Origin of the sequence: Tunturibacter empetritectus (assembly GCF_040358985.1) — a bacterium.
GTDB classification, from domain to species: Bacteria; Acidobacteriota; Terriglobia; order Terriglobales; family Acidobacteriaceae; genus Edaphobacter; species Edaphobacter empetritectus.
In genome coordinates, this window is the sequence record NZ_CP132932.1 from 1,201,360 (window position 1) to 1,227,944 (window position 26,585).

General features: G+C 60.2%; 22 protein-coding genes. 10 read left to right on the plus strand and 12 right to left on the minus strand.

Features of this window, described 5'->3' with window-relative positions:
* Positions 1 to 20 precede the first annotated feature (20 nt).
* The gene (locus tag RBB75_RS04855) at positions 21 to 2,453 is read left to right on the plus strand and encodes an ABC transporter permease (protein WP_353069744.1); all 2,433 of its coding nucleotides are present in this window, start codon (positions 21 to 23) and stop codon (positions 2,451 to 2,453) included.
* Between the two features lie 105 nt (positions 2,454 to 2,558).
* Here the strand turns inward: RBB75_RS04855 and RBB75_RS04860 are convergent, their stop codons facing one another.
* Positions 2,559 to 4,919 carry an N-acetylmuramoyl-L-alanine amidase gene (locus RBB75_RS04860; protein WP_257031177.1) on the minus strand — a complete coding sequence of 787 codons (2,361 nt, stop codon included), beginning with the start codon at positions 4,917 to 4,919 and terminating at the stop codon, positions 2,559 to 2,561.
* A 138-nt stretch (positions 4,920 to 5,057) separates the two neighbouring features.
* Positions 5,058 to 5,744 carry a hypothetical protein gene (locus tag RBB75_RS04865; protein ID WP_179639573.1) on the minus strand — a complete coding sequence of 229 codons (687 nt, stop codon included), beginning with the start codon at positions 5,742 to 5,744 and terminating at the stop codon, positions 5,058 to 5,060.
* 145 nt (positions 5,745 to 5,889) lie between these two features.
* Here RBB75_RS04865 and RBB75_RS04870 point away from each other — a divergent pair, with 145 nt between their 5' ends.
* The 3 genes from RBB75_RS04870 to RBB75_RS04880 all read left to right on the plus strand — a co-directional run bounded on the left by RBB75_RS04870 (position 5,890) and on the right by RBB75_RS04880 (position 8,371).
* A complete protein-coding gene (locus RBB75_RS04870) occupies positions 5,890 to 6,060 on the plus strand; it encodes a hypothetical protein (protein WP_179639574.1) in 171 nt (56 codons plus the stop codon).
* A gap of 217 nt (positions 6,061 to 6,277) precedes the next feature.
* Positions 6,278 to 6,985, plus strand: coding sequence for a metal-dependent transcriptional regulator (locus RBB75_RS04875; protein ID WP_353069745.1), 708 nt, complete (start codon positions 6,278 to 6,280; stop codon positions 6,983 to 6,985).
* A 57-nt stretch (positions 6,986 to 7,042) separates the two neighbouring features.
* On the plus strand, positions 7,043 to 8,371 hold the full coding sequence (locus tag RBB75_RS04880; protein ID WP_353069746.1) for an Nramp family divalent metal transporter: 1,329 nt from the start codon (positions 7,043 to 7,045) through the stop codon (positions 8,369 to 8,371).
* Between the two features lie 109 nt (positions 8,372 to 8,480).
* On the opposite strand, the gene alaS is transcribed toward RBB75_RS04880, so the two are convergent.
* From alaS to RBB75_RS04895, 3 genes are all read right to left on the minus strand, one after another.
* Positions 8,481 to 11,462, minus strand: coding sequence for an alanine--tRNA ligase (gene alaS, locus RBB75_RS04885; protein ID WP_353069747.1), 2,982 nt, complete (start codon positions 11,460 to 11,462; stop codon positions 8,481 to 8,483).
* A gap of 31 nt (positions 11,463 to 11,493) precedes the next feature.
* The gene (locus RBB75_RS04890) at positions 11,494 to 11,907 is read right to left on the minus strand and encodes a methyltransferase family protein (protein ID WP_353069748.1); all 414 of its coding nucleotides are present in this window, start codon (positions 11,905 to 11,907) and stop codon (positions 11,494 to 11,496) included.
* A 129-nt stretch (positions 11,908 to 12,036) separates the two neighbouring features.
* Positions 12,037 to 12,951: a hypothetical protein gene (locus tag RBB75_RS04895; protein ID WP_353069749.1), complete on the minus strand. Its 915-nt coding sequence runs from the start codon at positions 12,949 to 12,951 to the stop codon at positions 12,037 to 12,039.
* 70 nt (positions 12,952 to 13,021) lie between these two features.
* On the opposite strand from RBB75_RS04895, the gene RBB75_RS04900 reads away from it, so the two are divergent.
* Positions 13,022 to 13,213 carry a hypothetical protein gene (locus RBB75_RS04900; protein WP_353069750.1) on the plus strand — a complete coding sequence of 64 codons (192 nt, stop codon included), beginning with the start codon at positions 13,022 to 13,024 and terminating at the stop codon, positions 13,211 to 13,213.
* Positions 13,214 to 13,246: 33 nt separating this feature from the next.
* A complete protein-coding gene (locus RBB75_RS04905; RefSeq protein WP_353069751.1) occupies positions 13,247 to 13,630 on the plus strand; it encodes an RNA-binding S4 domain-containing protein in 384 nt (127 codons plus the stop codon).
* A gap of 200 nt (positions 13,631 to 13,830) precedes the next feature.
* Here RBB75_RS04905 and RBB75_RS04910 read toward each other — a convergent pair whose 3' ends face one another.
* The 3 genes from RBB75_RS04910 to RBB75_RS04920 all read right to left on the minus strand — a co-directional run bounded on the left by RBB75_RS04910 (position 13,831) and on the right by RBB75_RS04920 (position 19,309).
* The gene (locus tag RBB75_RS04910) at positions 13,831 to 14,376 is read right to left on the minus strand and encodes a regulatory protein RecX (RefSeq protein ID WP_353069752.1); all 546 of its coding nucleotides are present in this window, start codon (positions 14,374 to 14,376) and stop codon (positions 13,831 to 13,833) included.
* 176 nt (positions 14,377 to 14,552) lie between these two features.
* Positions 14,553 to 17,576 carry a S9 family peptidase gene (locus RBB75_RS04915; RefSeq protein ID WP_353069753.1) on the minus strand — a complete coding sequence of 1,008 codons (3,024 nt, stop codon included), beginning with the start codon at positions 17,574 to 17,576 and terminating at the stop codon, positions 14,553 to 14,555.
* 215 nt (positions 17,577 to 17,791) lie between these two features.
* Positions 17,792 to 19,309 carry a sensor histidine kinase gene (locus RBB75_RS04920; protein WP_353069754.1) on the minus strand — a complete coding sequence of 506 codons (1,518 nt, stop codon included), beginning with the start codon at positions 19,307 to 19,309 and terminating at the stop codon, positions 17,792 to 17,794.
* A gap of 124 nt (positions 19,310 to 19,433) precedes the next feature.
* On the opposite strand from RBB75_RS04920, the gene RBB75_RS04925 reads away from it, so the two are divergent.
* The 3 genes from RBB75_RS04925 (at position 19,434) to RBB75_RS04935 (ending at position 22,274) form a co-directional block, all read left to right on the plus strand.
* The gene (locus RBB75_RS04925) at positions 19,434 to 20,381 is read left to right on the plus strand and encodes a hypothetical protein (RefSeq protein ID WP_353069755.1); all 948 of its coding nucleotides are present in this window, start codon (positions 19,434 to 19,436) and stop codon (positions 20,379 to 20,381) included.
* A 336-nt stretch (positions 20,382 to 20,717) separates the two neighbouring features.
* Positions 20,718 to 21,518: a hypothetical protein gene (locus tag RBB75_RS04930; protein ID WP_353069756.1), complete on the plus strand. Its 801-nt coding sequence runs from the start codon at positions 20,718 to 20,720 to the stop codon at positions 21,516 to 21,518.
* 15 nt (positions 21,519 to 21,533) lie between these two features.
* Entirely contained in the window at positions 21,534 to 22,274 is a 741-nt protein-coding gene (locus tag RBB75_RS04935) for a hypothetical protein (protein ID WP_179639584.1), read from the plus strand.
* A 48-nt stretch (positions 22,275 to 22,322) separates the two neighbouring features.
* On the opposite strand, the gene RBB75_RS04940 is transcribed toward RBB75_RS04935, so the two are convergent.
* From RBB75_RS04940 to RBB75_RS04955, 4 genes are all read right to left on the minus strand, one after another.
* Positions 22,323 to 22,622, minus strand: coding sequence for a hypothetical protein (locus tag RBB75_RS04940; RefSeq protein ID WP_353069757.1), 300 nt, complete (start codon positions 22,620 to 22,622; stop codon positions 22,323 to 22,325).
* Positions 22,623 to 22,796: 174 nt separating this feature from the next.
* Positions 22,797 to 23,060 (minus strand): hypothetical protein, encoded by a 264-nt coding sequence (locus RBB75_RS04945; RefSeq protein ID WP_179639586.1) that lies wholly within the window; start codon positions 23,058 to 23,060, stop codon positions 22,797 to 22,799.
* A gap of 1,008 nt (positions 23,061 to 24,068) precedes the next feature.
* The gene (locus RBB75_RS04950) at positions 24,069 to 24,728 is read right to left on the minus strand and encodes an HNH endonuclease (RefSeq protein ID WP_353069758.1); all 660 of its coding nucleotides are present in this window, start codon (positions 24,726 to 24,728) and stop codon (positions 24,069 to 24,071) included.
* Positions 24,729 to 24,795: 67 nt separating this feature from the next.
* Entirely contained in the window at positions 24,796 to 25,779 is a 984-nt protein-coding gene (locus RBB75_RS04955) for a ComF family protein (protein WP_353069759.1), read from the minus strand.
* A gap of 253 nt (positions 25,780 to 26,032) precedes the next feature.
* On the opposite strand from RBB75_RS04955, the gene RBB75_RS04960 reads away from it, so the two are divergent.
* Positions 26,033 to 26,524, plus strand: a complete 492-nt coding sequence (locus tag RBB75_RS04960; protein WP_179639589.1) for a hypothetical protein — start codon at positions 26,033 to 26,035, stop codon at positions 26,522 to 26,524.
* Positions 26,525 to 26,585 lie beyond the last annotated feature (61 nt).

Below are 26,585 nucleotides of genomic sequence, written 5' to 3' on the forward strand. Positions count from 1 at the left end.
GCTGCACTAGGAGATCGTCGATGGAAGCCTTCGTTCAAAACCTCAAGTTTGCAGTACGCCAGTTGAGTCGCAACCCTGGCTTCACCGTCACGGTGATCCTTACCTTGGCACTCTCCATCGGCGCTAACACCGCAATCTTCTCCCTGGTCAACGCCCTCATGTTGAAGAGCCTGCCCTACTCCCAGCCGGAGCGCATGGGCACCATCTACACCCGCGTCACCGGAGCCAAACCCTCCGACGAGCGTCACCACGTCAACGGCGAGCAATGGGAGTTGCTGCGCGACAACGTCCCCTCCCTCCTCTCCGCCGTCTCCAGCTCCAGGGCAGCCGGTGTCAATCTCCAGGCCGGCTCCCACATTCAATATCTACATGCTGGCCGAATCTCCCAGCACTACCTCGACGTGCTGGCCATCCACCCCATTGCCGGACGCAACTTCTCCAACGTCGAAGATCTCCCCCACGGCCCGAAGACCGTCATCCTCAGTTACAACCTCTGGCACAGCGCCTTCGGCACCAATGCCAGCATCCTAGGCCAACCCATCCTCCTCAAGGGCGAGCCCTACACCGTCATCGGGGTGCTCCCTGAAGGCGCAACCACTCCCCTCAACGCCGACCTCTACACCGCGCTTCAACCCGCCCGCGACGGCGAAGGCGGAGGAACTAACTTCGAGGCCATCACCCGCCTCCGCGACGGCGCAACTTGGCAGCAGGCCGATGCCGAGATTAGTCGCGCCTGGTCCCTCCGCTCCAACCGCTACGAACTGGCCGACAACCCCGGCGCACAGGTGACCTACTACTCCGTGCCATTGCAACAGGGACAGACCGCAACCCTGCGTCCGCAGGTCCTGGCGCTCATGCTCGCCGCCGGATTCATCCTGCTCATCGCCTGTGCCAACCTCGCCGGCCTATCCCTGGTCCGCATGCTGCGCCGCACCCCCGAAGTCGCAACCCGTCTCGCCCTCGGAGCCTCGCGCTGGCAGATTCAACGGCAGCTCTGGGTGGAAAATCTCCTCCTCGCCTTCATCGGCGGAGCCGTAGGCGTCGCTGTCGGCTTCGTCGCCCTCCGCGGCCTCCTCCTGCTCCTCCCCGAACACTTCTTGCCCGTCGCCCGCATTCCCCTCGATGGCCGCGTCCTCGCCTTCACCCTTCTCCTCTCCCTGTTCACCAGCGTGCTCTTCGGCATGCTTCCCGCCCTTGTCATGCGAAAGCTCGATCTGCGCTCCGCCATCGCCAGCCGCTCCGCCACCGGCGGCGACCGCATCGGCCTCCGTCAAGCCCTCATCGTGGCCGAGGTCGCCCTCACCGTAGTCTTGCTCGCCGCCTCCGGCCTTCTCATCCGCACCCTCGTCCACCTCCAGACCCTGCCCCCCGGATTCAACCCCACGGGAGTCATGACCGCCAAGGCATCGCTCGACGACGTCCACTATCACGACGCGGCCGCCTTCCAAAAGTTGCTTCAGGAAAGCACCTCCGCCATGCGCCAGATTCCCGGCGTGCAACATGCCGCCGTCGGCCTCAGCCTGCCCTATGAACGCTCGCTGATTATGGGAGGGATTACCCTGAGCGATGGCAAGGAAGCCGGCCAAAAGGCTATGGCCGACGAGGTCTATGTCACCCCTGATTACTTCGCCGCCTTGCAGATTCCAGTCATGGCAGGACGATCCTTCACCGAAGCAGACCGTGCCGAGTCGCAGCATGTGGCCATCGTCAACCAGGAGTTCGCACGCAAGTTCTTCCATGGCGCAAATCCGGTTGGCCGCTACCTTAATAAAGACACAAGGATCGTCGGAGTGGTGGAGAGTGTATCCATGGCGCCGGGAGTCGATCCCGTCGCGCCCCTCACCGGCGAAGAGACGATGTACGTTCCTGCCGCACAGATCGAAGCCAGACAACTCGCGATGGTCCACGTCTGGTTTCAACCCAGTTGGATCGTCCGCACCGCCTACCCAATCGAAGGCCTCACCGCGCAGATGCAGCAGGCCCTCGCCAGCGCCGATCCCAACCTCCCCTTCTCCGGCTTCTACAGCATGCGCGACCTGCTCGCAAAAACCCTCGCAACCCAGCGCGTCGAAGTCGCCCTCCTCAGCACCATGTCGGCTCTCGCTTTGCTGCTCAGCGCCGTAGGAATCTTTGCCCTTGTCTCCAACATCGTCGTGCAGCGAACCCGCGAGATCGGCATCCGCATCGCTCTCGGTTCCACCATCCGCCAGGCCATGGTCCACATCGGCGCACCTGGTCTAAGAGCCTCTGCATTAGGCCTCCTCCTGGGCTTAATCTTCTCCGCAGCAGCCTTGCGGGCCATGCACAGTGTGCTCTACGGAGTTGACGTCTACGACGCGCCCACCCTCCTCACCGTAGTCTTCACCCTCATCGCGATAACACTTCTCGCCACCACCGTCCCAACGCTGCGCATCGCCGGAATCGATCCTGCTAAGACCCTGCGCGACGAATAACAAGCCCTAAGCAATACCACAGTTGTTGAAGTTGTCTAGCTTTTGGTTTGTCATTCCCGAATGGGGAATCTGCGTTTGCACTCTCTACCCCATGCAGCAATCGTCCTAGTTCCCGCTAGCCCGCTCCGTCGGCGTCTTCGCCCCACTCAACCCACCCGCATACCTCGCGACACCCTTGTACAGACTCTCCGCCACCCGCTCCCGATACTCCGGCTGCTGTAGCTGCCGCGCATCCTTCGCATTCGTCACAAACGAGATCTCCGCCAGAATCGAAGGCATATTCGCCCCGATCAGCACCACAAACGGAGCCTTCTTCACCCCGCGATCCTTCAGCCCCGCATTGCCCCTCTGCAGTCCGCCATACAGACTCTGCTCTACATCTCCTGCAAACTCCCGCGACTCCGCAATCTTGTCCTTCAGCGCAATCTTCTTCACCAAATCACTCAGTTGATGAATCGACTGATCCGACACCGCATTCTCGCGCGCCGCCGTCTCCAGCGCATCGGGCGACGAAGAGAAGTTCAAGTAGTAAGTCTCCACCCCCCGCGCACTCGCATCCGCCGACGAGTTCGCATGGATCGAAAGAAATAGATCCGCCTGCGCCTTATTCGCAATCGCCGTCCGCGTCTCAAGCGGAATAAACGTATCATCCGATCGCGTATAGATAATCTCCGACCCCAGCCGCTCATGCAGCAGCTTCCCCAGCCGCAGCGCCACATCCAGCACCACGTCCTTTTCTTCAATCCCATCCACGCCCAGCGTCCCCGAGTCATGCCCCCCATGCCCGGCATCGATCACGATCCGCCCAACCTTCAACCCCAGCGCCCGAACCATCGAGGTCTCGCCATCCGCCGTAGGCAACGCCGCCCGCGCCGGAACCGCATCGGCATCCCTCACACCTTTGCCGTGCCGCAGCTTCTTGGTGCTCGGCACAGGCACCGCCACATCAGCAGAGCTTGTTGCTGGCATAGTTGAAGTACCCGTCCCCGAAGCACCCGGAACACCAAGCCCTGAACCCTGAGCCCTATCTGACTGACTCCTATCCGACACCACCGCCGAGATAGGCTGCGACGTAGGCTGCGTCGTCGCCTCCACCCTGCCCGGCTGTGCACTCACCGCCGCCACATCGAACGAACTCCCCGACCTCACCGCCGTCGTATTCGGAACCGAAGGCGCAGGAGCCGCCGCCCTCTGCATTGGCACGCTCACCGCCGGAGCACCCGGCTCCGCCTTGCTCCCACCATGGATATCAATAATTAAGCGATAAGGATTCGGCAGCAGAAACGCCGAATACTCCGTCACATCATTAACATCCAGCACCACCCGCGTCATATCGTTTGAAAACTGCGCCGCTCGAATCTTCTTCAGAAAACCATCATCGGTCACCGCAAAACTCTTACCCACCAGCTCCTGCGCCAGACGCGTTCCATGCAGATCAAAGTAGATACGATCCGGATGCGGCACCCGCGCCGCTTCATAAGTCACATCGTCACCCAGATCAATCGCCACCCGCGTGTAGTTCGGCGTGGACCAGTGACGAATCCCCGTCACCTGCGCCATGTGTCCCCGCCGCACAACCTTCGCCACATGCATCGGCGCCCCACTCTGCGCTCCCGCATCGGAGCCCGAAGCCAAACCCGAAGCAGCATCAACCGCCCCATCCTCAGCAGCTAATCCCGGCGCCGCAAACCCCTGACCTGCGCCCCCCTGTCTCTCCCCAACTCCCGCCTGCCCCGCAGAACCTGTACCAGAACCTGTACCCAAAACCTTGGCATCACTCCCATCAGACGCACTATCCGTCGCCAGCATCCCGCCGACCCCAGCCTCCTTCGCAACCGAAGAAACCGAAGTCCCGGAAGATCCGAAAGTCCCGAAAGACCCACCCCGAGCCGCACCCACTACACCCTGATCCCTACGCCCTATCCCCTGCTCCAACGAAGCCAGCCCAGCCCTCGCCTCCTCCGCCATCTCATTCCGCGGATACTGCTTCACCAGCAGCGCATATCTCTCCCGCGCCGCGCCCGCATCCTGCAGATCGTTCTCATAGATCTGCCCCTCCGCCAGCAACGCCCCCACCCGCAGCGAGCTGCCCGGATACTGCGTCCGCAAAAACTCATACTGCCCCACCGCCGCCTTCAGACTCTTCGCATCATGCAACCCGCGCCCCTGCTCAGCCAGCAGCTCCGCCACCGAATTCACACTGTCGGGAGCATGCACATCTCCCGGAGCCTCGTGGTACACCGCACGAAATCCATCCATCGCCCGCGCATAATCTGCCCTGGTCCGCGTGCCCGTCGGCATCGCCTCCAGCGTCTCGCGCCCGCGCTCAGCCTGCTCCCACAGCGTCAACTCCGCATGCCGCTGCCGCGCCGCCTTCGCAGGCAGAACCTGTACCATCACGCAGCTCAGCACCACCGCGCAACCCGCACCCCACCAGACACCACGCCTTGTCTTTCTCAGGCCCATAGTCTTTTCAAAAAATCGACAGACTGCCTAAGTTTAAGAGAACCCACCCCGCAACGCCCGTGAAAAGAAGCCCGGTACACCCCCCGATACCCCCAGACCTTAGAAAAGTCTTCAGCTTTCAGCCTTCACCAAGGAGCACTACTTCCCGCCGCCAAAATCCTCATGCAACGACTTCGGCCCCTCCTTCCCCTCCAGAAAAGCCTTATCACTCAAAGAGGTAAGCTTTGCCATCAAGTCGAGATACATCAGGTGTCCCTTCCATATCCCGAATCGCTCCATCATCAGACTGGCCTGCTCCCGCGTCACAGGCCCGTGACCTAAGTTCGTCTTTCCAATCACACCCAGTAACTGCGACTGATCTTCCCAGTTCTTGTCCTGCGCCGCTAGAAACGCATCCTGCGCCTGATAGATGTCTGCATACCGCTGCGCCTCGGCGTATGGCATATAACCAAGCGCCCCGGTCGTCTGGGCCGTCTTCCACGCAGTCCCTTTCAAACTCTTATTCGAAAACGAAGCATTGATACTAGGCCCATCGGACTCTTGATCCTTCGGGTTCACCTGAATCCGCGACAGCAGATCCATATTCTTCTGCATCAGACTCTTCTCCTTCTGCACGTCCGCTACTGCGCCCTCCATCACCTTCGAGTTGTCTTCAATCTCCTCCCGCATCGTCGCCCGCGCCTCATTCGCCAGCTTGTGCTCGCGATGCCGCTCTACGCAGCCTTCGATCCCCACCGCAATCAATAGCCCCACCGTAATCGTCAACAGATGCAGCAGAAAATCCTTCACGCCATGTATCGGTTCATGCGGAGCATGTACATCCAAAGTCCCCTCCAGTACCGCGAATCTCCGTTGCCAAGGTCTGAGCAAGCAAACATCCGCTCCACCCTGCGACAAATTCTAGCGCACCCGAAACCTAGTTCTTTACAACGCCTGCCCGTCTGAACTTGAATCCTGTAAACTTCCACCCATGGTAGACATCGATCTTCTCGTCGAAGCGATTCGCAAACGCGGCCACACTGTCGAAAGCGTCTTCTCAGTCCCGGATAACGCAGGCGTCTACGAAATCGTCGTAGACGGCAATCTCCTCAACCTCGAAGAAGCCAGACAGCTTCTCGAAGACGAGCAAGAATCAAAATAGCCAATGCCCCTGAGCACCTGACCCTGAGCGAGTCGAACGGGAAGGCCCGTAGTCTGTTCTTGCCGTCATCCTGAACGGAGTGAAGGATCCCGACGTCTTCCACCTACCCATGCCGTTCAAACCTTCCAAACCAAACACCCACAGTTTGCCGTTATTCCCACCCCAGGCGTCATCTCCTGCGATGACAAATCGCCTTTACCATGGTTAACTTGCAATCATGTCGCAGGAAATCACAGTCTCGAAAGAAGACTACCTCAAGGCAATCATTGAAGCTGAGAGCGAAGGCCACACCGTCATCGCCGCCCTACTCGCCCAGTGGCTGGAGGTCTCCGCACCCGCCGTCACCAAGGCCGTAAAGCGCCTCCGCGAAGACGGCTACATCGAAGCAGGCCGCGAAGGCGCCCTCAAACTAACCACCAAGGGCCGCGAAGCGGCTCACCGCACCGCCCTCCGCCATCATCTCGTCGAACGCATGCTCTCCGAGATGTTCGGCATGGAGTGGCACCAGATCCACACCGAAGCCGAACGCCTCGAACACGCCATCTCCCCCGCCTTCGAAGCCAAGCTCATCGAAAGACTCGGCGAAGAGGGCGACTGCCCCCACGGCAACAAGGTCCTCCCCGAAACCCCCGCGCAGATCAAACGCCGAGGCCTCGTCGCCCTCTCCGAAGCCACCGAGAACACCGACTACGTCGTCGCCAGTCTCTACGAACGAGACTCCAGCCTCCTCGAATTTCTTCACGAGCTCGGAATCGGACCCAAAGTCGCCGTCCGCGTACAGAAACGCAACTACGACAACACGATGCAACTAAAGACCCCAAACGGCTCCGTGATCCTCGGCCAATCCGCCGCCATCAGGGTCTGGGTACGGCCAAGTTCAGGATCCAAAGAAGCGCATGAACCAAGGCGACGTAAAAAAACGTAACCTCGGTTAACTAAATGTGGCATACTGCATTTAAGACTGCACGTCTCCATGCCGCCTATGCCAACCCTCCAGGAACTCAATCGCGAGCTGCGTCCATCCCTGCCGGAGGCATTCTCCTCAGTGCGCCTCACGCAGTCGCCCGGCTTCTGGCGACGCCTCTTCGGCTTTCTCGGCCCCGGCTTCCTCATCTCCGTCGGCTACATGGACCCCGGCAACTGGGCCACCGACCTCGCCGGCGGCTCCAAGTACGGATACACCCTCCTCTTCGTCATCATGCTCTCCAACCTGATGGCGATCCTCCTCCAAAGCCTCTCCCTCAAACTCGGCATCGCCACCGAACGCGACCTCGCCCAGGCATGCCGCGAAACCTACAGCCGCCCCACCAACATCCTCCTCTGGCTCTTCGCCGAGATCGCCATAGCCGCCTGCGACCTGGCCGAAGTCATCGGCTCCGCCATCGCCCTCCAACTCCTCTTCCACATCCCACTCCTCCTCGGCGTCCTCATCACCGGCGCCGACGTCCTACTCATCCTGCTCCTGCAAAATCGCGGCTTCCGCTATCTCGAAGCGCTCGTCATCACCCTCATCGGCACCATCGCCGCGCTCTTCGGCGTCGAAGTCCTGCTCTCGCATCCCGAGTGGCTCCCCATCGCCCACAACCTCTTCATCCCCTCGCGAGCCATCATCACCAACCCCGACATGCTCTACATCGCCATCGGAATCCTCGGCGCCACCGTCATGCCGCACAACCTCTATCTCCACTCCTCTATCGTCCAGACGCGCAACTACCCACGCACCGAGCAGGGCAAACGCGAAGCAATCCGTTTCGCCAACATCGACTCCGCAACCGCCCTCATGCTCGCCCTCTTCGTCAACGCTGCAATCCTCATCCTCGCCGCCGCCGTCTTCCATCGCGCGGGCCACTACGAGGTCGCCGAGATAGGCGACGCCTACAAGCTCCTCACCCCCATGCTGGGCTTCGCAGGAGCCAGCACCATGTTCGCCCTCGCCCTGCTCGCCTCCGGTCAAAACTCCACCATCACCGGAACCCTCGCCGGCCAGATCGTCATGGAAGGCTTCCTCCACATTCGCCTCGCTCCCTGGCTGCGCCGGCTCATCACCCGCTCTCTCGCGATCATCCCCACCGTCATCGTCACTTACTTCTACGGCGACAGAGGCATCACGAAACTGCTACTGCTAAGCCAGGTCATCCTCAGTCTGCAGTTGAGCTTCGCCGTCTTTCCCTTGGTAGCCTTCACCAGCAACGCAACGAAGATGGGCCCCTTCGTCAATCATGCGCGAACCAGGCTCCTAAGCTACGCCGTAGCATTCCTCATAGCCGGACTAAACATCTGGTTCCTCATAGAAACCTTCCACCACCATTAGCCACCGACCGAAGGAAGGACCAGCAGGTCCTGTCCCACCGAGACAAGGTATACGCGTCACGAAGTGACCGCCCCACGCGCAGTGGGCCCGTCCGGCAGGACACCAGCCCCTAACCCAGCAACCCGCCCACCACCTCAGCCGCACCCTTCAGCGCCGCATCGAGCGAACCCACATCGCTCCCCCCAGCCTCCGCCAGATCAGGCCGCCCACCACCCTTCCCGCCAACCTGCGCCGCCAGCAGCCCAACAATCTTCCCAGCCTGCACTCGCGCCGTCAAATCCTTCGTCACACCCACAATCAGCGAAACCTTCCCTGCAGCAGAATCCGCCGCACCCAACACCACCACGCCACTCCCCAGCTTGATTCGCAGCGAATCCACCAGCTCCCGCATCTGAGCCTTCTCCACTCCATCCACCCGCTGCGCGAGCACCTTCACACCTTTCACCTCCACGGCAGACGCGCCAGCGTCAGACAAAGACGAACTCGCCGCCTTCATCCGCACCGCATCCAGCTCCCGCCGCAGCTTCTTCATCTCCTCCTCCTGCGTCGCAATCCGCGCACGCAGCGCCTCCGCCGGCGTAACACCCTCAGACGAGCTCCCCACCCCCGAACCCACGAAAGCCCCCACCACACGAGCCACCTCAAAATCGCGTCTGAACTCCTGCAACGCCCCCGTACCACTCACCGCCTCCACCCTCCGCACCCCCGAAGACACCGACCCCTCCCCCACCACCTTAATCACGCCAATCTCCCCCGTAGCCCCCGTATGAATTCCGCCGCAAAGCTCCGTCGAAAAGTCGCCGATCTTCACCACCCGCACCCTCTCGCCATACTTCTCGCCAAACAGCGCCATCGCCCCCAGCTCATTCACCGCCACGTCGATCGGCACATCCACCAGCGTCTCCACCTTCGTATTCCCCATCACCTGCCGATTCACAATCTCCTCAACCTCGCGCAACTCCTCCTCGGCCACACCCGTGAAGTGCGAGAAATCAAACCGCAATCTGGCCGCATCGTTCAACGACCCCGCCTGCTTCACATGCTTCCCCAGCACCTCCCGCAGCGCCGCATGCAGCAGATGCGTCCCCGTATGATTCCGCGTCGTCGCCGCCCGCACCGCACCATCGACCACCGTATCCACCGTATCGCCCACCGCAATCGTCCGGTTCGCCCTCACCTTATGCGCAAACACCCCCTGCACCGGCTTGGTCGCGCCACTCACCTCAGCCACCACCGAGCTGTGATCGCCCCCCGCCCCCCTAGGAACCACCAGCCATCCCTGATCCCCCACCTGCCCACCCGAGTCCGCATAAAAACTCGTAGTATCGAGCACCACCTCACCCGACTCGCCGCCCTTCAACTCCGGCACACCAACCCCGTCTTTCACCAGCGCCAACACCTTCGCTCCATCCACCCGTAGCGTCGAGTACCCTTCAAACTCCGTCTTCGGCAACTCCCGATAAACCGGCGCCGCCGACTTCTGCGACCCACCCTTCCAACTCGCACGCGCCCGCTGCTGCTCCTCCTCCTTCGCCCTATCGAATCCTTCTTGGTCGAAATTGAGCCCTGCGTCTCGCGCCGCATCGACCATAAAATCGAGCGGCATCCCGAACGTCTCGTAGAGATGAAATGCATCCTTTCCCGGGAATACGACTGGTGCACCGCTTCGCATAACATCAGTTACGCGATTTTCGCCGGTACTGGAGAAAGATATCGAGCCCTCAGCATTCCCCATGTTCTCGTACATCAATAATTGAACGCGCTCTTCCCAAGCGGCGAGGCCAACCTTCAGTACTCGATCAAACTGCAGCTCTTCCGCATGTACCACTGAGGCTATCCGATCTACGGAATCGTTTAACTCGGGATAAGCTGTCTGCATCAGGTCACGAACGGCGAAAACCATCTTGGATAAAAAGGGCTTATTTTGATTTTGTAAACGCCCATGTCGAATCGCGCGTCGCAAGATTTTTCGCAGAACATATCCGCGCCCTTCGTTGGCAGGAAGCACACCATCATTAACTAGAAAAGTAGCTGCACGAGCGTGGTCTGCAATAATTCGCAAGCTAGCATTCTTAAGGAGATGATGTGGCTCAACTTCGCTTGGAGATCCGCCAAGGTCTGCAACATAGCGTTTGACTCGCGAAAGTTCTAAATTGCGCGAGATTGAACCGAGCGTATCACTGGTGTCAGAACCCGAATAGAGCACAAGCTGCGCCGCTCGCGCAATCAGCGGAGTGAACAGATCCGTCTCAAAGTTCGACAGCACTCCCTGAAGTACCGCCGCCACCCGCTCCAAACCCATGCCCGTATCGATCGAAGGCTTAGGCAAAAGCGCGAACCCATAGGATGGGAACGTACCATCCGTCCGTGCTGATCCGTTTACCGAACGATCAAACTGCATGAACACCAGATTCCAAATCTCGACATACCTCTGCTCGTCCAGCGGAAACGGCTTATCGACACCTGCTTCCTCCGCCGCCTCAATCCCAAGGTCGTAGAAAATTTCGCTACAAGGCCCGCACGGCCCGGTTTCGCCCATCTGCCAGAAATTGTCTTTGCCGGGCATTCCAAAGATTCGTTCCGCGGGAATTCCTGTCTCAACCCATAGCCGTCTTGCCTCGTCATCCTCGCCCTGATCCAACCCAGGAACGCCAGTACCATCCCAGATCGTCACATAAAGCCGCGAAGGATCGATCCCAAAACAATGATCATGATTCGAAGTCAGCAACTCCCACGCATAAGCAATCGCATCCTTCTTGAAGTAATCCCCAAAGGAAAAGTTCCCCAGCATCTCAAAGAAAGTATGGTGCCGCCGCGTAAACCCGACGTTCTCCAGATCGTTATGCTTCCCCCCCGCACGCACACACTTCTGCGAACTCACCGCCCGCGAGTAATCCCGCCTCTCGTTCCCCAGAAAGACATCCTTAAACTGATTCATCCCCGCATTGGTAAACAGCAGCGTAGGATCGTTCGCCGGCACCAGCGAAGAAGAGTGCACCCGCCGATGCCCCTTGCCCTCAAAAAACCGCAAAAAATCTTCCCTGATTTGCGTTCCCGAAAAAAAACGCTGGCTTCCCGAACGATTCGTCATAGACCTTAAAGTCTACCAGCGAGCCCGCACCTCAAAACCACGTCCTGCTCTTGTACCGCGCGTACTCCTCCCCAAACGCCCCCGCCAAAACCCGTTCTTCCCTGCGAGCCCTCACCACCTGCATCGGCACAATCACCAACGCCACCACCAGCGGCCCCCACACCGAAAAGAAGAGCGACACCCCCACCGTAAACAATCCCCCAAACAGATAAATCGGATTCCGAATCCGCGAGTACAGCCCCGTCGTTACCAGCCGGCTAGCCTTCGCCTTGATCGAAAACGAACTGCCGAGCTGCCACCGCGCCAGCACAAACAACGGAAACGATATCCCAGCGATCACTGCTCCAATCACCTTCGCCGTACTCCAGATCACCTCCGACGGATGAGCCAGAAGGAGACCAAGCGTAAAGATAACGACAGCAAGCGTCAGCAGATTTGCTTTCATACCAGTCCCAGCCCCTTCAGTGCTGGCCTTCAGTGTAGCCGCGACCGGGTGCAGGGTGCCCCATATCTCGATTCTGAGATGTAGGCATTCGCGCCACGCGCGAACCGCTCTCCACCACAAGCACTAACGCTAGCCGACCAACCCCGGCACCCACGTCTGCCCCTCCATCCGAAACACCTCATCCTCCGTCTTCCTCAGCTCCGCAAACTCCCCGCGATGCTCCGTCATCACCAGCGCCGTCACCAGCGCGTCGAACGCATCCTCCAAAGCCCGCGCCTTCGCCACCACCCCCCGCGGCAGCCCCGCATACAGCGCACTCTCCCTCCGCTTCTTCGCGAGATAAGCCGTCCGCGCCACCTCCGAGCTCTTCGTCACCGCCCCCGTCATCAACCGCGTATAAATCTCCACCACCAAAGGAGCACTCCGCACTGAAGGCTCATCATAAGGCCAGATCCGAAACCCAGCCGCCCGCAACACCAGCAACCCCGGCATCCCCCGCAGCGAAGCCGTCCCTACCGCCCCCGCCCCGCCAATCTGAAACACCGACTTCGGCGCGATCCCCGCAATCTTCGCTACCTGCAGCGGGTCTGTCATCTCCGCCCTCACCTTCAACACCGTCTCCGCCCTCCGCAACATCCTGTGCGCATGCTCTCCGCTGAACTCCGCCGGCTTCTTCCCATGCCGCCTCGGCCCCACCCTCCCCCAGAACCGCACATCCGCGCACTCCCGATGCAGCCACTCCTCCCCGCGTCCACTCGCCACCAGCTCCCAGAACTCAGGCGCCGACCCAATCCCCAGCTCCCGCAAAAACCACTCCGGATAACTAAACGAAAAATCAAATCCCACCACCATCCGCGGAGTCTCGCGGCTCATCTCCACCAGCCACGCCACCAACTCCTCCCGCGTTCGCCCACTCTCCAGCGTCACCCGGCCGCCCGTAGAGGAAGCCGTCCAAACCCCAGCCCAGATCTTCCTCCGCTGCCCCGGCCCCTTATCGCCCGACCAATCCACCCCCACCACCCGCTCGAGCCCGCTCTCCGCCATCCTCCTATCATCTACCCAAGGGAACTTTTCCCCAACGAACCACGTTTAATCTCCCAGGAGAGAAACACCAATGCTCAACCTTCTACTCTTTTTGATCCTCATGATCGTCTGCTGGCCCCTTGCCCTCGCGGCACTCCTCCTCTATCCGCTAGTCTGGCTGATCCTCCTACCCTTCCGCCTCATCGGCATCGTTGTCAGTGGCACCTTCGAACTTATCGCCGCGCTCTTCTATCTCCCCGTGCGAATGCTCCGCGCCATCTAACACCTGCCTGCAGAAGTAGAAGAAAATAGATCCATGACTGGCACCCGTATCGACAAGTGGCTCTGGGCCGCCCGCTTCTTCAAGACCCGCGAGCAAGCCTCCAAAGCCTGCGACATGAACCGCATCACCTCGAACAACCTCTCCGCCAAGCCCTCCCGCGAGGTCCGCCTCGGCGACATGCTCCGTATCAAAAATGAAGGCGGCGAGTTCGAAGTAGAAGTCCTCGCCCTAAGCCAGCAGCGCGGCTCTGCAGCCGTAGCCCAAACCCTCTACCGCGAAACCGAAGACAGTAAAGAGGCGCGCCGCAAAGCCGCCGAAGAGCGCAAACTCCTCGGCCCCATCGCCTACACCGCCCCCTCCAAGCGCCCCAGCAAGCGCGACCGGCGCCTCATCCACAGCTTCCGTGGCGACTATTAAAGATAGGTCCTGCCGGACGGGCCTCCTGCGCGGAGCGCGGTCACTTCGTGACGGGTATACCTTGTCGTGACAGAATGAGACACTCGCTCCTCCCGTTGGTCGGCACAAAATCTAGCCTGCGACCAACGGGAGCACCAACCGAAGGGGTCTACAAGTCACGAAGTGACCGCCGCCCGCGCAGGGCGCCCGTCCGGCAGGACTCAATCCATCTCCTCCTCCACCCCAGCCAGAGCCTCCTCCGGCAGATCCCACTCCCGCAGCACCTTAAAGATCGCACTCGAAGAAAACCCAGCCCGCATCAGCCGATTCATCGTCCGAACCGTCTCCTTCTGAGCGTTCTCCCCACCAGGCTTCTTCATCCGCTTCCGCGCAATATACTCCCGAGCCAATGCCACCTCATCCACTTCGCCATACGCCGTCTCCAGCGTCGACGCCACCAGCTCCTTCTCCACCCCCTTCATCATCAGATCCTGCTGCACCCGCCTCTTCCCAAACTTCTCGTTCTCCTTCCGCACCCGCGCATAGCCCTCCGCAAACTTCTCATCACTCACATAGCCGAGCTCTTTCAAGCGCACGATCACCGCATCCATCGCCCGCTCGCCCGCCTCACCCTCCTCCGCGCGAGCCTTCATCAACCGCCGCAGATCCCGCACCGTCCGCATCCGCCGCGCCAGTGCCCCCACCGCATACTCGAACAACCCCGCCTCACCCACCGGCTCCCGTTTCTTCGGCCGCACAAACGCCATCGCGAATCCCCTCAACCCATTCTCACCCAAATAACTAAAGAGCAGATCCCACGCCGACCAACGGGAGGCTCCATGAAGAGGATCTACCCTGACCGGTATACAAGTCACGAAGTGACCGCCCTCCGCGCAGGAGGCCCGTCAGGCAGGACAGTAGTTGCAGTTCACGCTCGTCACCTTCAGGGAACCACGTTCATCGTCAGCTCATTCGACCGCACCACCGCACCATTCTTCGCATCCTTGCGAAACACCACCACCGTATATCGCCCCGGCCGATTCATATTCACCAGCCTCTCCAGATGCGCCGTCTGCACCGCCGCTTTCCCAGGCTGCACATACTCCACCATGCGCGTCTCCTCCTGCTGGTGCTGCAACGCCTCCCGGCCATACGCAGTCCCCTCCACCTCATGGCCCTTCGCGTCCTTCACCTCGATCCGGTAAGAAAACTCCGGATTGTTCGCCCCAGGCTTATGCGCAAACGCAATCTGGTGATTCGAGACATTCCTCAGCGCAATCGTCACCTTCGCATCCGTCCCCGCCTTCACCTCATCCTGCGGAGCGCCAATCGCAACCGTAAAATCCTCTGAACCCACAGCTCGTTGCGGCAGATCTTCCACCCCCGGCCCAGCAGCCACAGGCGCAGAATGCGTAGTCGGGTTCGCTGGAGCAGTCGTCGTACGCGTAGCTCCCTTCCCCTTGGTAGGTGCAACCGGTGCTTCTGTGTCTGGCACTAAATCCGCATACAGATTCGTCTTCGTCCACCGGTCGCACCACTCCCCCACCGTCTCATACCAGAGCTTCGAGTTCTGCGGCTTCAACACCCAGTGCCCTTCATCGGGAAAATAAAGCATCCTGCTCGGAACATTCAGCCGCTGCAGCGCCGTAAAGAGTTGAAACCCCTCTGACACATCCAGCCGATAGTCTCGCTGCGAGTGAATCACCAGCGTAGGTGTCTTCGCGTTCTCAATCGCAAGCATCGGCGACCATCTCCTGAAAGGATCGTTCGCCACCGGCCCCGCCGCATACCTCCACGGCTGACCCGGCGCAATCTCCTCTGGTCGCCGGAACTCCCACTCGTTAAACCAAAGCTCCTCCGTCGTTCCGTACGCGCTCTCCGGATTGAACATCCCATCATGCGTCACAATGCAGGCAAACCGATTCGTGTGCGTCAAAATCCAGTTCGCCATAAACCCGCCGTAGCTCGCGCCCAGCGCACACTCCCGCCGCTTATCGATAAAGGAGTAGTGCGCCTCCGCATAGTCCAGCCCCTTCATCAGATCGACATAAGCCTTCCCACCCCAATCGCCATTGACACCATCAATAAACGCCTGCCCGTACCCGGTCGACCCGCGAGGATTCACCATCACCACCACATATCCACTCGCCGCCATCAGCTCCGCATTCCACCGGTAGCTCCACATATCTCCCCACGCCCCCTGCGGCCCCCCATGAATCAAAAACTTCAACGGATACTTCCGTGAAGCATCGAACTTCGGCGGACGAATCACAAACCCCTGCACCTTTGTCCCCTCCGCACCCGTAAACCAAAACGGCTCTAACGGCTCTAAATCTAGAGCCTCAACAAGATGGTCATTTAGATGAGTTAGAAAGTTTGGAGTGGCCAGCGCTACACCTTCGCGCAAGTTATACATCTTCATTGCCGACGGCGACTTGCTTACAACAGGCATGTTAATGAAGCCGGAGTCGTCCATCTCGGACATATTGGCGATCGCCAACTCGGCTGGCTTATCCGCTCGCATTAAAACTCCGGCTAGTCGGTATCCCGGTCCCACCTGAACGAGATCGCTCCATTCGCCAACCGTTTTGGCACCCGCGTACTTACCATAACGATGAAGATTTCCACCGGTGGCATTGACTCCATAAATAACTTGCTGGCCCTGGTCGCCGGCAGTAAAAAAGATGCGCTGCGAATCGCTCGACCATATAAACTCGTCCACCCAGCGATCTACATCGCGCTCCGGCTTGATGACCGGGGGAGGCAAGTTTTGACTTGGTTTGGCTCCCGCTATAACAATCGTTGGCGGCTCTCGCTCAAGCAACATCATGTCCAACGTTTGTAGTTTGTGCGCTAACCTGTCATAGGTCACAAGCCGAAACCGATCGCTCTCATACCCCGCCCGCTCCTGCGAGCGAAATGCAATGTACTTTCCATCCGGCGAGTAAGACGGCCCATCGTCGCTGCCGAACGATGTCGAAATCCGGCGCGGCTTCGCATTCGCGTCATCCAGCAGAAGCGTAAATACATCGTTATTTGTGCTCGCCGCCCGAACAAGATCAACATTAGTTACATAAGCAATCTCCTCCGAGCCAGGAGCCCATGCGTATCCCAGCGGACCGCCAAGGGTAAACGTCGGCGACTCCGCCTCTCCAATATCCCTCCGCGGCGTCAGGTCTCGAATAGCATTTCCATCGGCTGCAGACACTACCAGCACATGGCTCCGCTTCGGACCGAGGTAACTGTTCCAGTGCCGGTACAGCAGATGCTCAAAGACCTGAGCCTTCACCGGACTCGCCGCCGCCGCATCGTCCTTCTTCTTGTTGCAAAGATCCTCATCCACCCACGAGGCCTCATCACTGCACTCCGGATACACGCGCGACGCAAACAGGATCCGCTGCGAGTTCGGCGACCACACCGGCCCATCCGCCTCCGTGCTCACATTCGTCAGCCGCTTCGGCGTCCCCAGCGTCCCCATCGCGTCATCCCACGCCGCCAGAAAGATCTGCGACAACCCCGTCGTGCTTTCGGTCGCCACAAACGCAACCTGTCTCCCATCCGGCGAGAATCGTCCCCCCGACTCGCCGTCCTTCCAGAACGTGACCTGCCGCTCTTTCGCAAGCACACCCGCGCCCTCACTCTTTCCCGAAGCCGCAGCGGGAGCCGCCATCGGCACCACCCACAGATGATTCACCTTCGTGTTCTTCTCAAGATCAACGTCGGTCGCCGAAAACATCACCCACTTCCCCGACGGCGAAACCTGCGGATCGCTCACCCGCTTCATCCGCTGCAGATCCGCAAACGTCATCGGCCGTCTTCCCGCAGCACTACCCGGCAGAGAATCAGAGTCAGGACCAAATCCCTGCGCCAACATCGTGCCACCGGACCAGCCCCAAATCCCAACCACTGCCAGAGCCAGAACACCCGATAGAGCCAGAACACCCGCCCGAACCGCACACTTCTTCATCGCGCCAGTCTAACGCCGCTACTCAAAGATCGAACCGAAAGGGGAACCACGGAAGAAAATCCCCATCAAAGTTTTCACACTCCGCAAGAAATAAATTCAGAAAACCTGGCACTTTTTCCAGCCACAAAATTCGCCACGCAAAACACCACGTCGATACCACGCCCACCACGCGTCCCACCACGTTCTGCACCACAAAAAACCACAGGCAAAACAGGCTATCCCCCAACAGCGGCGCGGCGAATCGTCTCCTCCGCCACCACAGATTTTTTTTCCATCCTCACCGGCAGCTCCACCGCGACCCCCGCCCCATGCGGATGCATGTTGAACGCGCTAATCTCCCCGCCATGCTCCTGCACAATCGAGTAGCAGAGACTCAGGCCCATCCCCGCACCATCGCCCGCCTCCTGCATCGTGTAAATCGGATCGAAGATCCTCCGCGGTTCCCGAAAACCCGGCCCCGTATCGCTCACAATCAAGTGAACCCTCCGCCCATCCAAGCCCAATGCCTCCTCCGAATCCTCTCCGGAAAAAGCCCCTGGAAAACTCCCCGAAACGCCTCCTGAACCACTCCCCGAACCACTCCCGGAACAGTTCCCCGAACAATTCAAAGACATTCGGATCACCATCTCCTCCTCCGCTTTCACGCCCCGCACCCCAGCCAGCGCCTGCGCCGCATTATTCAGCAGATGTTCCAGTAACTGCCGCAGCCTGTGCCGGTTCCCCCTCACCTCAGGCACCTCGCCCTCGGCCTGCACTACCAGCCGAATCCCCCTGCCCTCCAGCTTCTCGCCACACGCCGCCGCCAGCTCCCGCACCAGCTCCGTCAGGTCAATCAGCTCATCGCCCTGCCCCACCGGCTTCCAGAACTCCAGCAGCGTCTCCACCGTCTGCCGCATCCGCAGCGCCTCCCGCACGATGATCTCCGCATCCTCCTTCACCCGCGCCTCGCCCGTCGATCCCGCAATCAGCTCCGCAAACCCCAGCACCGCAGTCAACGGATTACTCAGCGCATGCGCCATCCCCCCAGCCAGCATCCCCAGCCCCGCAAGCCTCTCCGCACGCATCAGCTTCTCGGCCAGCGCAACGTTCTCCATCGCCCGCGCCACCTTCACTCCCAGCGCCTCCAGTGGCCACAACACCTCTTCCAGCTCCCTCTGCCTCACGCTCAGCAACCCATCCGCCCCCACCGCCAGCGCTCCCATCATTCTCCCGCTCGTTGTCCACAGCGGAACCACGATCGCCCCCCGCGCCTCCTCCCCCAATCGCGCACTCTGCCCCCTTCCCCCTTCAAACACCACCGCAAACGCATTGTTCTTCACCCGCCGTCCCAGGCCGCCCTCCCCACGCCGTGTGCCAATCCCACCCCTGCGCTCAGCCTCCACCACACCCTCTGCCCAGGCGTTCAGCGACTCCACCGTCATCTCCTCCATCCCCGCGTTGGCCGCCACCGCCAGCACTCCCGCCGCATCACGAACCAGAACCGCCGTCCTGCGAAAGACGCTCTTCTCCGCCATCAGCCGGCTCACCCGCGCCGCCAGCTCAGGCATCTCCGCATCCGCCCCCAGACGACCATCCAGCCGAACATCCAGCCCTGCATAAGCGCGCAGCTCCTCCTGCTCCCGCCGCTCCCGCCTGCCCTCCGCCACCCGAGCCTGCATGCGACACCACAGTGCCCACAGCCCCCCGCCCGCCAGCGAAAGCTCCACCCACCTCACCACAATCAACCCGCTCATCTCCCTCGCTCCAGGCCACATCACCAAACCTCCCCAAATCGCGTCTATTCTTGTAGCGTGCGTTAGTAATGTGTGGGGCGACGCAGGCAAGACAACAGACAGCCCCGCCCATGGAGTTCTCCACATGAAGCCCAGCCGCGCCTCTGCCTCCGCGACCCATTACTTTTTTGCTGCAAGCGTCTTATCCCTCTTGCTATCGGCCCCGTCCACCGCAGCCATCGCCGCTGTCGCAAATCCAGACGGAGCCGCCCCCGCCTCAACCGCCTCCCAGGAACCCTCCGGCTTTGGCCAGCTTGACCCCGCGCCCCCCGCCGGCATGACCCCCCAGCAGATCATCGACAAGTTCGCCGCCCGCGAGACCCTCTTCAAGCTCGCCCGCCAGAACTACACCTTCCGCCAGACCGTCAAGGTCGACACCCTCGCCGAAGACACCAACCGCATCGACGGCGAGTACCAGCAGGTCACCGACATCACCTTCGACAAGGACGGCAAGCGCGCCGAGCACGTCGTCTTCGCCCCCCAGAACACCCTTGACCGCGTCCAGATGACCCCCGCCGACTTCGACGAGATCGAGCACCGCCTCCCCTTCATCCTCACCACCGAAGACCTACCCAAGTACGACATCACCTACCTCGGCCGCCAGCACATTGACGAGCTCGAAACCTACGTCTTTTCCGCCGCCCCCAAGACCTTCGAAAAAGGCAAGCGCTACTTCCAGGGCAAAGTCTGGGTCGACCAGCAGGACTTCCAGATCGTCCTCGTCAACGGCATCACCGTTCCCCAGGACAAGCGCAAAGGCCACGAAGATCTCTCCCCGCCCTTCACCACCTACTACGAGCAGATCGACGGCAAGTACTGGTTCCCTACCTACACCAAGGCCGAGGGCAACCTCCACTTCGTCGCCCAGGAGGGCGCCCTCTCTCAGGACGTCCACATGCGCAACATCGTCAAATACACCGACTACAAGCAGTACCACGCCACCGCGCGCATCATCTACAACGGCGAGGACATTACCGACAAGAAGGACACCACCCAGCCCCCGGCCAATCCTCCGCAGAACCCAAAACCATAACGCATGTCCTGCCGGACGAGCGCCCTGCGCGGGCAGCGGTCACTTCGTGACGCGTATACCGGTCAGGTCAGGATGAGCAGCATGGGGCCTCCCGATGGTCGGCACAGGATCTCTCGCGACCAACGGGAGCGCCAACCGAAGGGGTATACAAGTCACGAAGTGACCGCCCCACGCGAAGTGGGCCCGTCCGGCAGGACAAGAATTAATCAAAGTTACCGAAGATTCGCTTGCCCACCAACCGCGCCGAGTTTACTATCACTCTGTTCCCGTATCCTTTGATTCACGGGCCCCTGCAGCGTCTGATCGTCGGGAACGATCGCACACCGGGAGGTCACCGTGCCAATCAAATTCCTTCTCAAAACCACCTGCATCGCCACCCTCTCCCTGGGCTACGCCCTCGCCCAGACAGCGCCCGCACCCGCGCCACCCGCAGCTGGCCCCGCCGACGGCATCACCATGGACATGATCCCCATCACTCAGGAGCAGCTTACCCAGTGCCGCCAACAGGCCTCCAGCCAGCTCACCGACGAACAAAAAACCCTTCACGACCGTGAACATGGTCAAGATAAAGACAAGATGGCCCAGGGCGGCATCACCGGAATCACCGGCGCAGCTACCAGCGCCATCTCCCGCAAGAACAACTACGGCTGGTGGGGCGGCAATAATAACGGCGCCCAGACCGCCGCCGCCACCGGAGCCACCCAGCGCACCGACCGCAACAGCCAGGCCGTCGCCAGCACCACCGCCACCAGCCAGACCGTCGGCGTCGACGCCTACCAGCAGTGCGTCAACGGCATCAAGGGGCCAGAGTACGTCCACTTCCGCCAGACCGGCCAGATGACCGCCTACACCGGCGCGCCCCCCACCAGCTCCGCCGCACCCGCGCCCACCCCTGGCCCAGCCCCCGCAGCCATGGTCGCCCCGGCTCCGCTCCCCACCAAATCCCCCGTAGTCGATGAAGGCGACGGCAAACACTTCGTCCTCACCGCACCCGGACAGACCGACGCCCGCGAGGTCACTCTCGCCCCCGGCAGCAAGAACGCCTACATCGAAGACGCTACCGGCGACAAATACATCGTCATGCCCGACGGCTCAGTCACCCGCATTCCCCACGTCAAAAAAACCGCGACCAAGTAAACCATTAGGTGCTCGATGAACCGGTCAACCGCAGGCACTCCATCGCATCGTCACCCGGCCGTACTCGTCACAGCAGCGCTGCTCGCCTCTCTTCTCTCCGCCACCGCCGCAAACGGCCAGGCCCTTGGCGATCTGCAGGCGAAGATGGCGGCCCTCAAGCAGTCCACCGCCGAAAACCAGCAGAAGCTGCATCACTACCGCTGGCTCGAGACCACTCAGCTCACGCTCAAGGGCGAAGCCAAACCCGCCACCCAGGCCATGTGCCAGTACGGTCCTGACGGAAAGGTGGAGAAGGCCCCCATGAGCCCCCAGCGTCAGGAGGCCCCCAGCGGAGGACGCTTCAAACAACGAATCATCGCCAAGAAGAAGGAAGAGATGAAGGACTACATGGGGCAGGTCAAGATCCTGCTCGCCATGTACGTGCCGCCCGACGCCCAACGCATGCAGCAGGCCTTTCAGGAAGGAAAAGTCTCCATCAACCCCTCCCCGGACTCAGGCATCGCTAAGATCGTCTTCAAGGACTACGCTCAACCCGGCGACCAGATGACCATCTCCTTCGACACTTCGGACAAGAAGATCAGCGCCCTGAACGTAAACACCTACATGGACGAACCGAAGGACGTCGTGACCCTCGCCGTACGCTTTGCCAGCCTGCCCGACAACACCAACTACGTCGAGCGGTCAGTCCTCGACGCCACCGCAAAAAAACTCCAGGTCACCACCACCAACTCCGGCTACGAGCCCATCGGCCAATAAAATAGCCGCCGCCATCTCCCCCCAATCCAAAGACCGCCCTACAATCCGTCACCTCGACCCATCCTCAAGATTCATCATCTCGACCCATCCCCAGAATTCGTCATCTCGACCGGAGCCACGCAGCCTCATCACGCGGCGCAGTGGAGAGACCCCCGCATTCCGTTTTTTGCTCTTAGTAAACCAGTCGATATCAAAACGAAAGTTAAAGTCGTCATCCTGACCCTGAGCGAAGCCGAAGGGGAAGGATCCCGATACTTTCCACCCACCCATACCGTTCGAACCTTTCAACCCAACACTCCAGCCGATACCGTTCTTCCCCCACCCGAAAAGCCAACCGAAGCAACCCATCGCTATCTCGTCCCATCCCCAAGATCCGTCATCTCAACCGAAGCCGCGCAGTATCGTCGCGCGACGCAGTGGAGAGACCCCGCATTCCGTTTTGCTCCACATACCGTCGACATCAACGCAAAGACGCACTACACTCCGTGACAAGACGGCGCACGAGTTAGAGGAAAAAACCGCCTAAGTCTCGCAGTGAGCATCAGGGTCCGCATGCTGCTGCGTCATCCACCGATCCATCAGCGTGCCCGCGCACCGCGCACCGCACAAATGCTTCACCCCAGCCGAGTGCGCATGGTGATGTTGCCACCGCGTCAGCTTGATCAGAGGCTGATCCTCCTCCGGCTTCTCCCCCGGAAAACAATCCACCCAGGCCAGCCACCAGTCCCCACCCTCGCCCTTCTTATCCCCGCACACGTCGCACTGATAACTCTCGATATAAGACATTCGAACTCCTGCCGCTGAAACTATCACATCCCCGTTTCAACGGGCAGCCCCCAGACGGGACACCCCCAAACCACGTCATCTCGACCAGAGTCGCGCAGTCTCATCGCGCGACGCAGTGGAGAGACCCCCGCATTCCGTCCTTGCGGATGCACTTTCTCTGTGCCTGAATCAACCGCAAACATCGCTAAGATGTGCATCTGCTTTACCGGGATGTCCGCCTGCCGAAGTCCGAAAATATCCCGAAAACAGCAGATTAATTGGGAAAAACAGTGAAATCTGAACCACCCACCCATCGCGTTCTTGAAGTCAGGAGACACGATGGATAAGAAAACTGAACCATTTTTCCCCCACCGGCGCATCCAGGATGGCAACCTTCAATCGATATGCCTCACCTGCTTGAGAACCGTCGGCGTAAGCAAACTAGAAGAAGAACTGAACGAACTGGATAGAGCGCACAGGTGCAAAGCAGTACCCTACTCCGCCCGGGTGCCCCGCCCCAATCGAAGTGGAAACCGTCCTGACTAGTCCGGCACTCAGGAGTAAGTGAAACAGCATCATCGTCATTTGCGCTTATCCGAGCACTCCTCTAAAAAACCTTCCCGGGAAGTGCAAGCGGGAGTGATAACGGATTTCATAACATCGATAGGCCTTGTGACCTATCATGCGGACCCAGGAATGTTGTCAAGTCCTAAACACTGCAAACCCATACAAAACAAGTACTTCCGCTTGGCGTATGAGTTATATCGAAACAACTATAATGGAATCAAAGCAAGAAAAAGCCCCGGATATGATACTTCGGGGCCTCTTTGCGCTACTCGAAAAGAGCCGCTAAGCCATTGATTACAAGTATTTTAGCCACAACTACTTTGTCGTCAATATTTTACAGACGGGTATCCAGTGTAAATTATTGATTGCAATAACTTTAGTCGCAAGATACCCCCAAGGGGGGAGGGGGGACCTGACATCGACTAAGTAACAAGGAAACGGAGAACTGACAACGCTACAACCTTAGGCCGCCGGCTCAGCCTCGAAGTAAAGGTACTTCCGCCACGCCGCGTCCGCGCTTCCGATCATGCGCATAATGTGCCGGGAGGTATGCAGAGAAAACGGCCTTGGCTCCCGCTGCAGCTTCATGTCCGTCAGCTCATGCAGCATCTGGTTGCCCTTGCGCCGGTTGCAGTTGTGGCAGCAGGCAACGAGATTCTCCCACGTCGAAAGCCCGCCACGCGACCGCGGAATGACATGATCCAGCGTCAACTCCCCCGCGGTCAGGATGACGCTGCAGTACTGGCACGAGTTGCGGTCGCGCAGAAGAATGTTCTTGCGGCTTAGCGCCCGCGTCTGGTGCGGAATCCGGCGGTACTCCAGCAGCCGAATCACGCTCGGCATCGCCACCCGCATCCGCGCCGCATGCAGCACCGCACCCTGCTCCTCCTCGGTCCTGGCAACGCCCTTCAACACCAGCACCAGCGCCCGTCGCGCCCCGCAGATGTTGATCGGCTCGTACGAAGCATTCAGCACCAGCACCGGGGTCTGCATCGCCGGCTGACGAAACACGCCAACCCGCACCTCGCGCTCCGTCGTAACCCGTCCGGAAACGTGGCCAGCCCCGTGCCCCGCGTGTCGTTTTCCACTCAGCCCCTGCTTCCGCATCTTCCCCGATTGCATCTCAAAGCCCTCCGGTTCCAGCTACTGTTAGCACTCCGCGCCAAGCTTCTCTGCCACTCCAACTCCACTAACCAGCATCCCAGACGGCAACACCAGAACCCGCAATACCAGACCTTGCATCCGCCGAAGCCGAATCAGAGGAAGCCGCATCCCACGAAGCGACCATCTCCGCCTGGGCCCGCGACGCCGTCGCCACCCACACCTTGCCAGCCCCGGCCCGCCGCAAAACCTGCGCACAAGCGCGAGCCGTAGCCCCAGTCGTATAGATGTCATCCACCAACAAAACTTCGCGTCCAGCCAGCGCCGCGCGATCGTCTACCTTGAACGCACCCTGCAGATTTCGTCTCCGCCCCTTCGGAGTCAACTCAAACTGGCTCCGCGTATCCTTCACCCGGCGAATCACCTCATGGGCCGAACGCAGCTTCCACTGCGGACGAGTCCTCTTCAACTCCACAAGCGCAGCATCCGCCATCAAAACCGCCTGGTTGTAGCCTCGCTCGCGCTCCTTGGAGGGAAACAACGGCACCGCAACAACCAGCAACTCATCACCAGCCTCGCCCTCAAGCATCTCAATCGCCCGCGCGAGGAACCTCCCCAGCGGCCTAGCCATAGAAGCCATCCGCTCATACTTCAGCAGGTGAATCATCTCCCGCAGCTCATCCTGATACACCGCATAGGCCACAGCTCGCTCGAACTCCGGCGGCGCCATCCTGCAGGGCGAACACACCAGCCCCTCCACAGGAAACTGCCCCGCGAACCGCACGCCTTCCATGTCGAGCGCCTCGCCGCAACGCACGCACAGCGTCATCGACTGCGCCTCAACCCCCTCTACACATCTGTCACATACAGGAGACAGCCCAGCTGTCAGCAGAGGCCCACCACAAGCCCTGCAATCGGTCGGATACAACGTAGTAACCAGATCATCCAGCGCTGTCCGAACCACCCGTCCCGGCCCACGCCACCAGCGAGAGATCGCGTGCCCTTCTACCCCGCCGCCAGGCGGAACACCGGGGGGGCCCCCGGAACCAATCCCGAGCGCATTGTCATTCAAGCAATCGCTGAAGACTCACCTCACTCGCCGGCGCTCCAGGTCCGTCGGACCGCGCCATTTCACGCAGTATAGCCCCTTAGCCACACCAGCCGTCAACAATTCTGCACCACAAAAGATGCGCCTGTGCTACATCTAGGCCATGTTGAAAGTCGCCACCTGGTGCGCCAAATGTTTGTTTCTGTACCTCTTGGTCGCGATCGCCGCGATCCGATTCTCATGGGTCACGACGCCAGTATGGCAACTGGCTACCACCATGCACTGGACCAGCCTGAATCGTGTCGGATACGTACTGAGCTACTTTCTGCCCATCTTCGCAGCCACCGGATTTCTCCTCGGCCTCATCCCCTTCGGCAAACTCGGCAAAGCGCTAGGTGACCTCTCCCGCTCTATCACCCCTTCCACCTCTGCCGGGCCAACCCAGGAGCCCGAAGCCGTCCCACCAATCCTGTGGGCATGGCTACCCGTCACCGTCGCCTTTCTCATCCGCTTTGCCACCTGGAAGTCCCAAGCCTCAAGTATCTTCGACACGCACCGATCAGTCGGTCGTATGGAACGCTTCTTCGGACCTCTTTATGGACAGACCTCCGGCCTGCTCGACAGCAAATGGATCACCGATCGCTTCCTCTTCACCGGCCCCATGCTCTTCCTCATCGCCTGCGCCTTCGCAGCCCTGCTCCGCTATCAACTGACAAACTCGCGCAAGCCACAACCAGAAGCGCACACACACGATGACGAGTCGGTGTGATCCTCACTGCTCTCGTACCGAAGCTAATTCCGTGGCAAAGTTTTCTTCGCAACACAAAAGA

Bases quoted from the DNA above. Each gene is read 5' to 3' on its own strand.
- RBB75_RS04870 (WP_179639574.1), top strand. From the start codon at position 5,890: ATGGTAGACATCGATCTTCTCGTCGAAGCGATTCGCAAACGCGGCCAC.
- alaS (WP_353069747.1), bottom strand. From the start codon at position 11,462: ATGACGAATCGTTCGGGAAGCCAGCGTTTTTTTTCGGGAACGCAAATC.
- RBB75_RS04940 (WP_353069757.1), bottom strand. From the start codon at position 22,622: ATGGGTTGCTTCGGTTGGCTTTTCGGGTGGGGGAAGAACGGTATCGGC.
- RBB75_RS04910 (WP_353069752.1), bottom strand. From the start codon at position 14,376: ATGGCGTTTGTGCGGCCGAAGAAACGGGAGCCGGTGGGTGAGGCGGGG.
- RBB75_RS04915 (WP_353069753.1), bottom strand. From the start codon at position 17,576: ATGAAGAAGTGTGCGGTTCGGGCGGGTGTTCTGGCTCTATCGGGTGTT.
- RBB75_RS04935 (WP_179639584.1), top strand. From the start codon at position 21,534: ATGAACCGGTCAACCGCAGGCACTCCATCGCATCGTCACCCGGCCGTA.
- RBB75_RS04855 (WP_353069744.1), top strand. From the start codon at position 21: ATGGAAGCCTTCGTTCAAAACCTCAAGTTTGCAGTACGCCAGTTGAGT.
- RBB75_RS04880 (WP_353069746.1), top strand. From the start codon at position 7,043: ATGCCAACCCTCCAGGAACTCAATCGCGAGCTGCGTCCATCCCTGCCG.
- RBB75_RS04860 (WP_257031177.1), bottom strand. From the start codon at position 4,919: ATGGGCCTGAGAAAGACAAGGCGTGGTGTCTGGTGGGGTGCGGGTTGC.
- RBB75_RS04945 (WP_179639586.1), bottom strand. From the start codon at position 23,060: ATGTCTTATATCGAGAGTTATCAGTGCGACGTGTGCGGGGATAAGAAG.
- RBB75_RS04960 (WP_179639589.1), top strand. From the start codon at position 26,033: ATGCACTGGACCAGCCTGAATCGTGTCGGATACGTACTGAGCTACTTT.
- RBB75_RS04875 (WP_353069745.1), top strand. From the start codon at position 6,278: ATGTCGCAGGAAATCACAGTCTCGAAAGAAGACTACCTCAAGGCAATC.
- RBB75_RS04950 (WP_353069758.1), bottom strand. From the start codon at position 24,728: ATGCAATCGGGGAAGATGCGGAAGCAGGGGCTGAGTGGAAAACGACAC.
- RBB75_RS04925 (WP_353069755.1), top strand. From the start codon at position 19,434: ATGAAGCCCAGCCGCGCCTCTGCCTCCGCGACCCATTACTTTTTTGCT.
- RBB75_RS04890 (WP_353069748.1), bottom strand. From the start codon at position 11,907: ATGAAAGCAAATCTGCTGACGCTTGCTGTCGTTATCTTTACGCTTGGT.
- RBB75_RS04905 (WP_353069751.1), top strand. From the start codon at position 13,247: ATGACTGGCACCCGTATCGACAAGTGGCTCTGGGCCGCCCGCTTCTTC.
- RBB75_RS04895 (WP_353069749.1), bottom strand. From the start codon at position 12,951: ATGGCGGAGAGCGGGCTCGAGCGGGTGGTGGGGGTGGATTGGTCGGGC.
- RBB75_RS04900 (WP_353069750.1), top strand. From the start codon at position 13,022: ATGCTCAACCTTCTACTCTTTTTGATCCTCATGATCGTCTGCTGGCCC.
- RBB75_RS04920 (WP_353069754.1), bottom strand. From the start codon at position 19,309: ATGAGCGGGTTGATTGTGGTGAGGTGGGTGGAGCTTTCGCTGGCGGGC.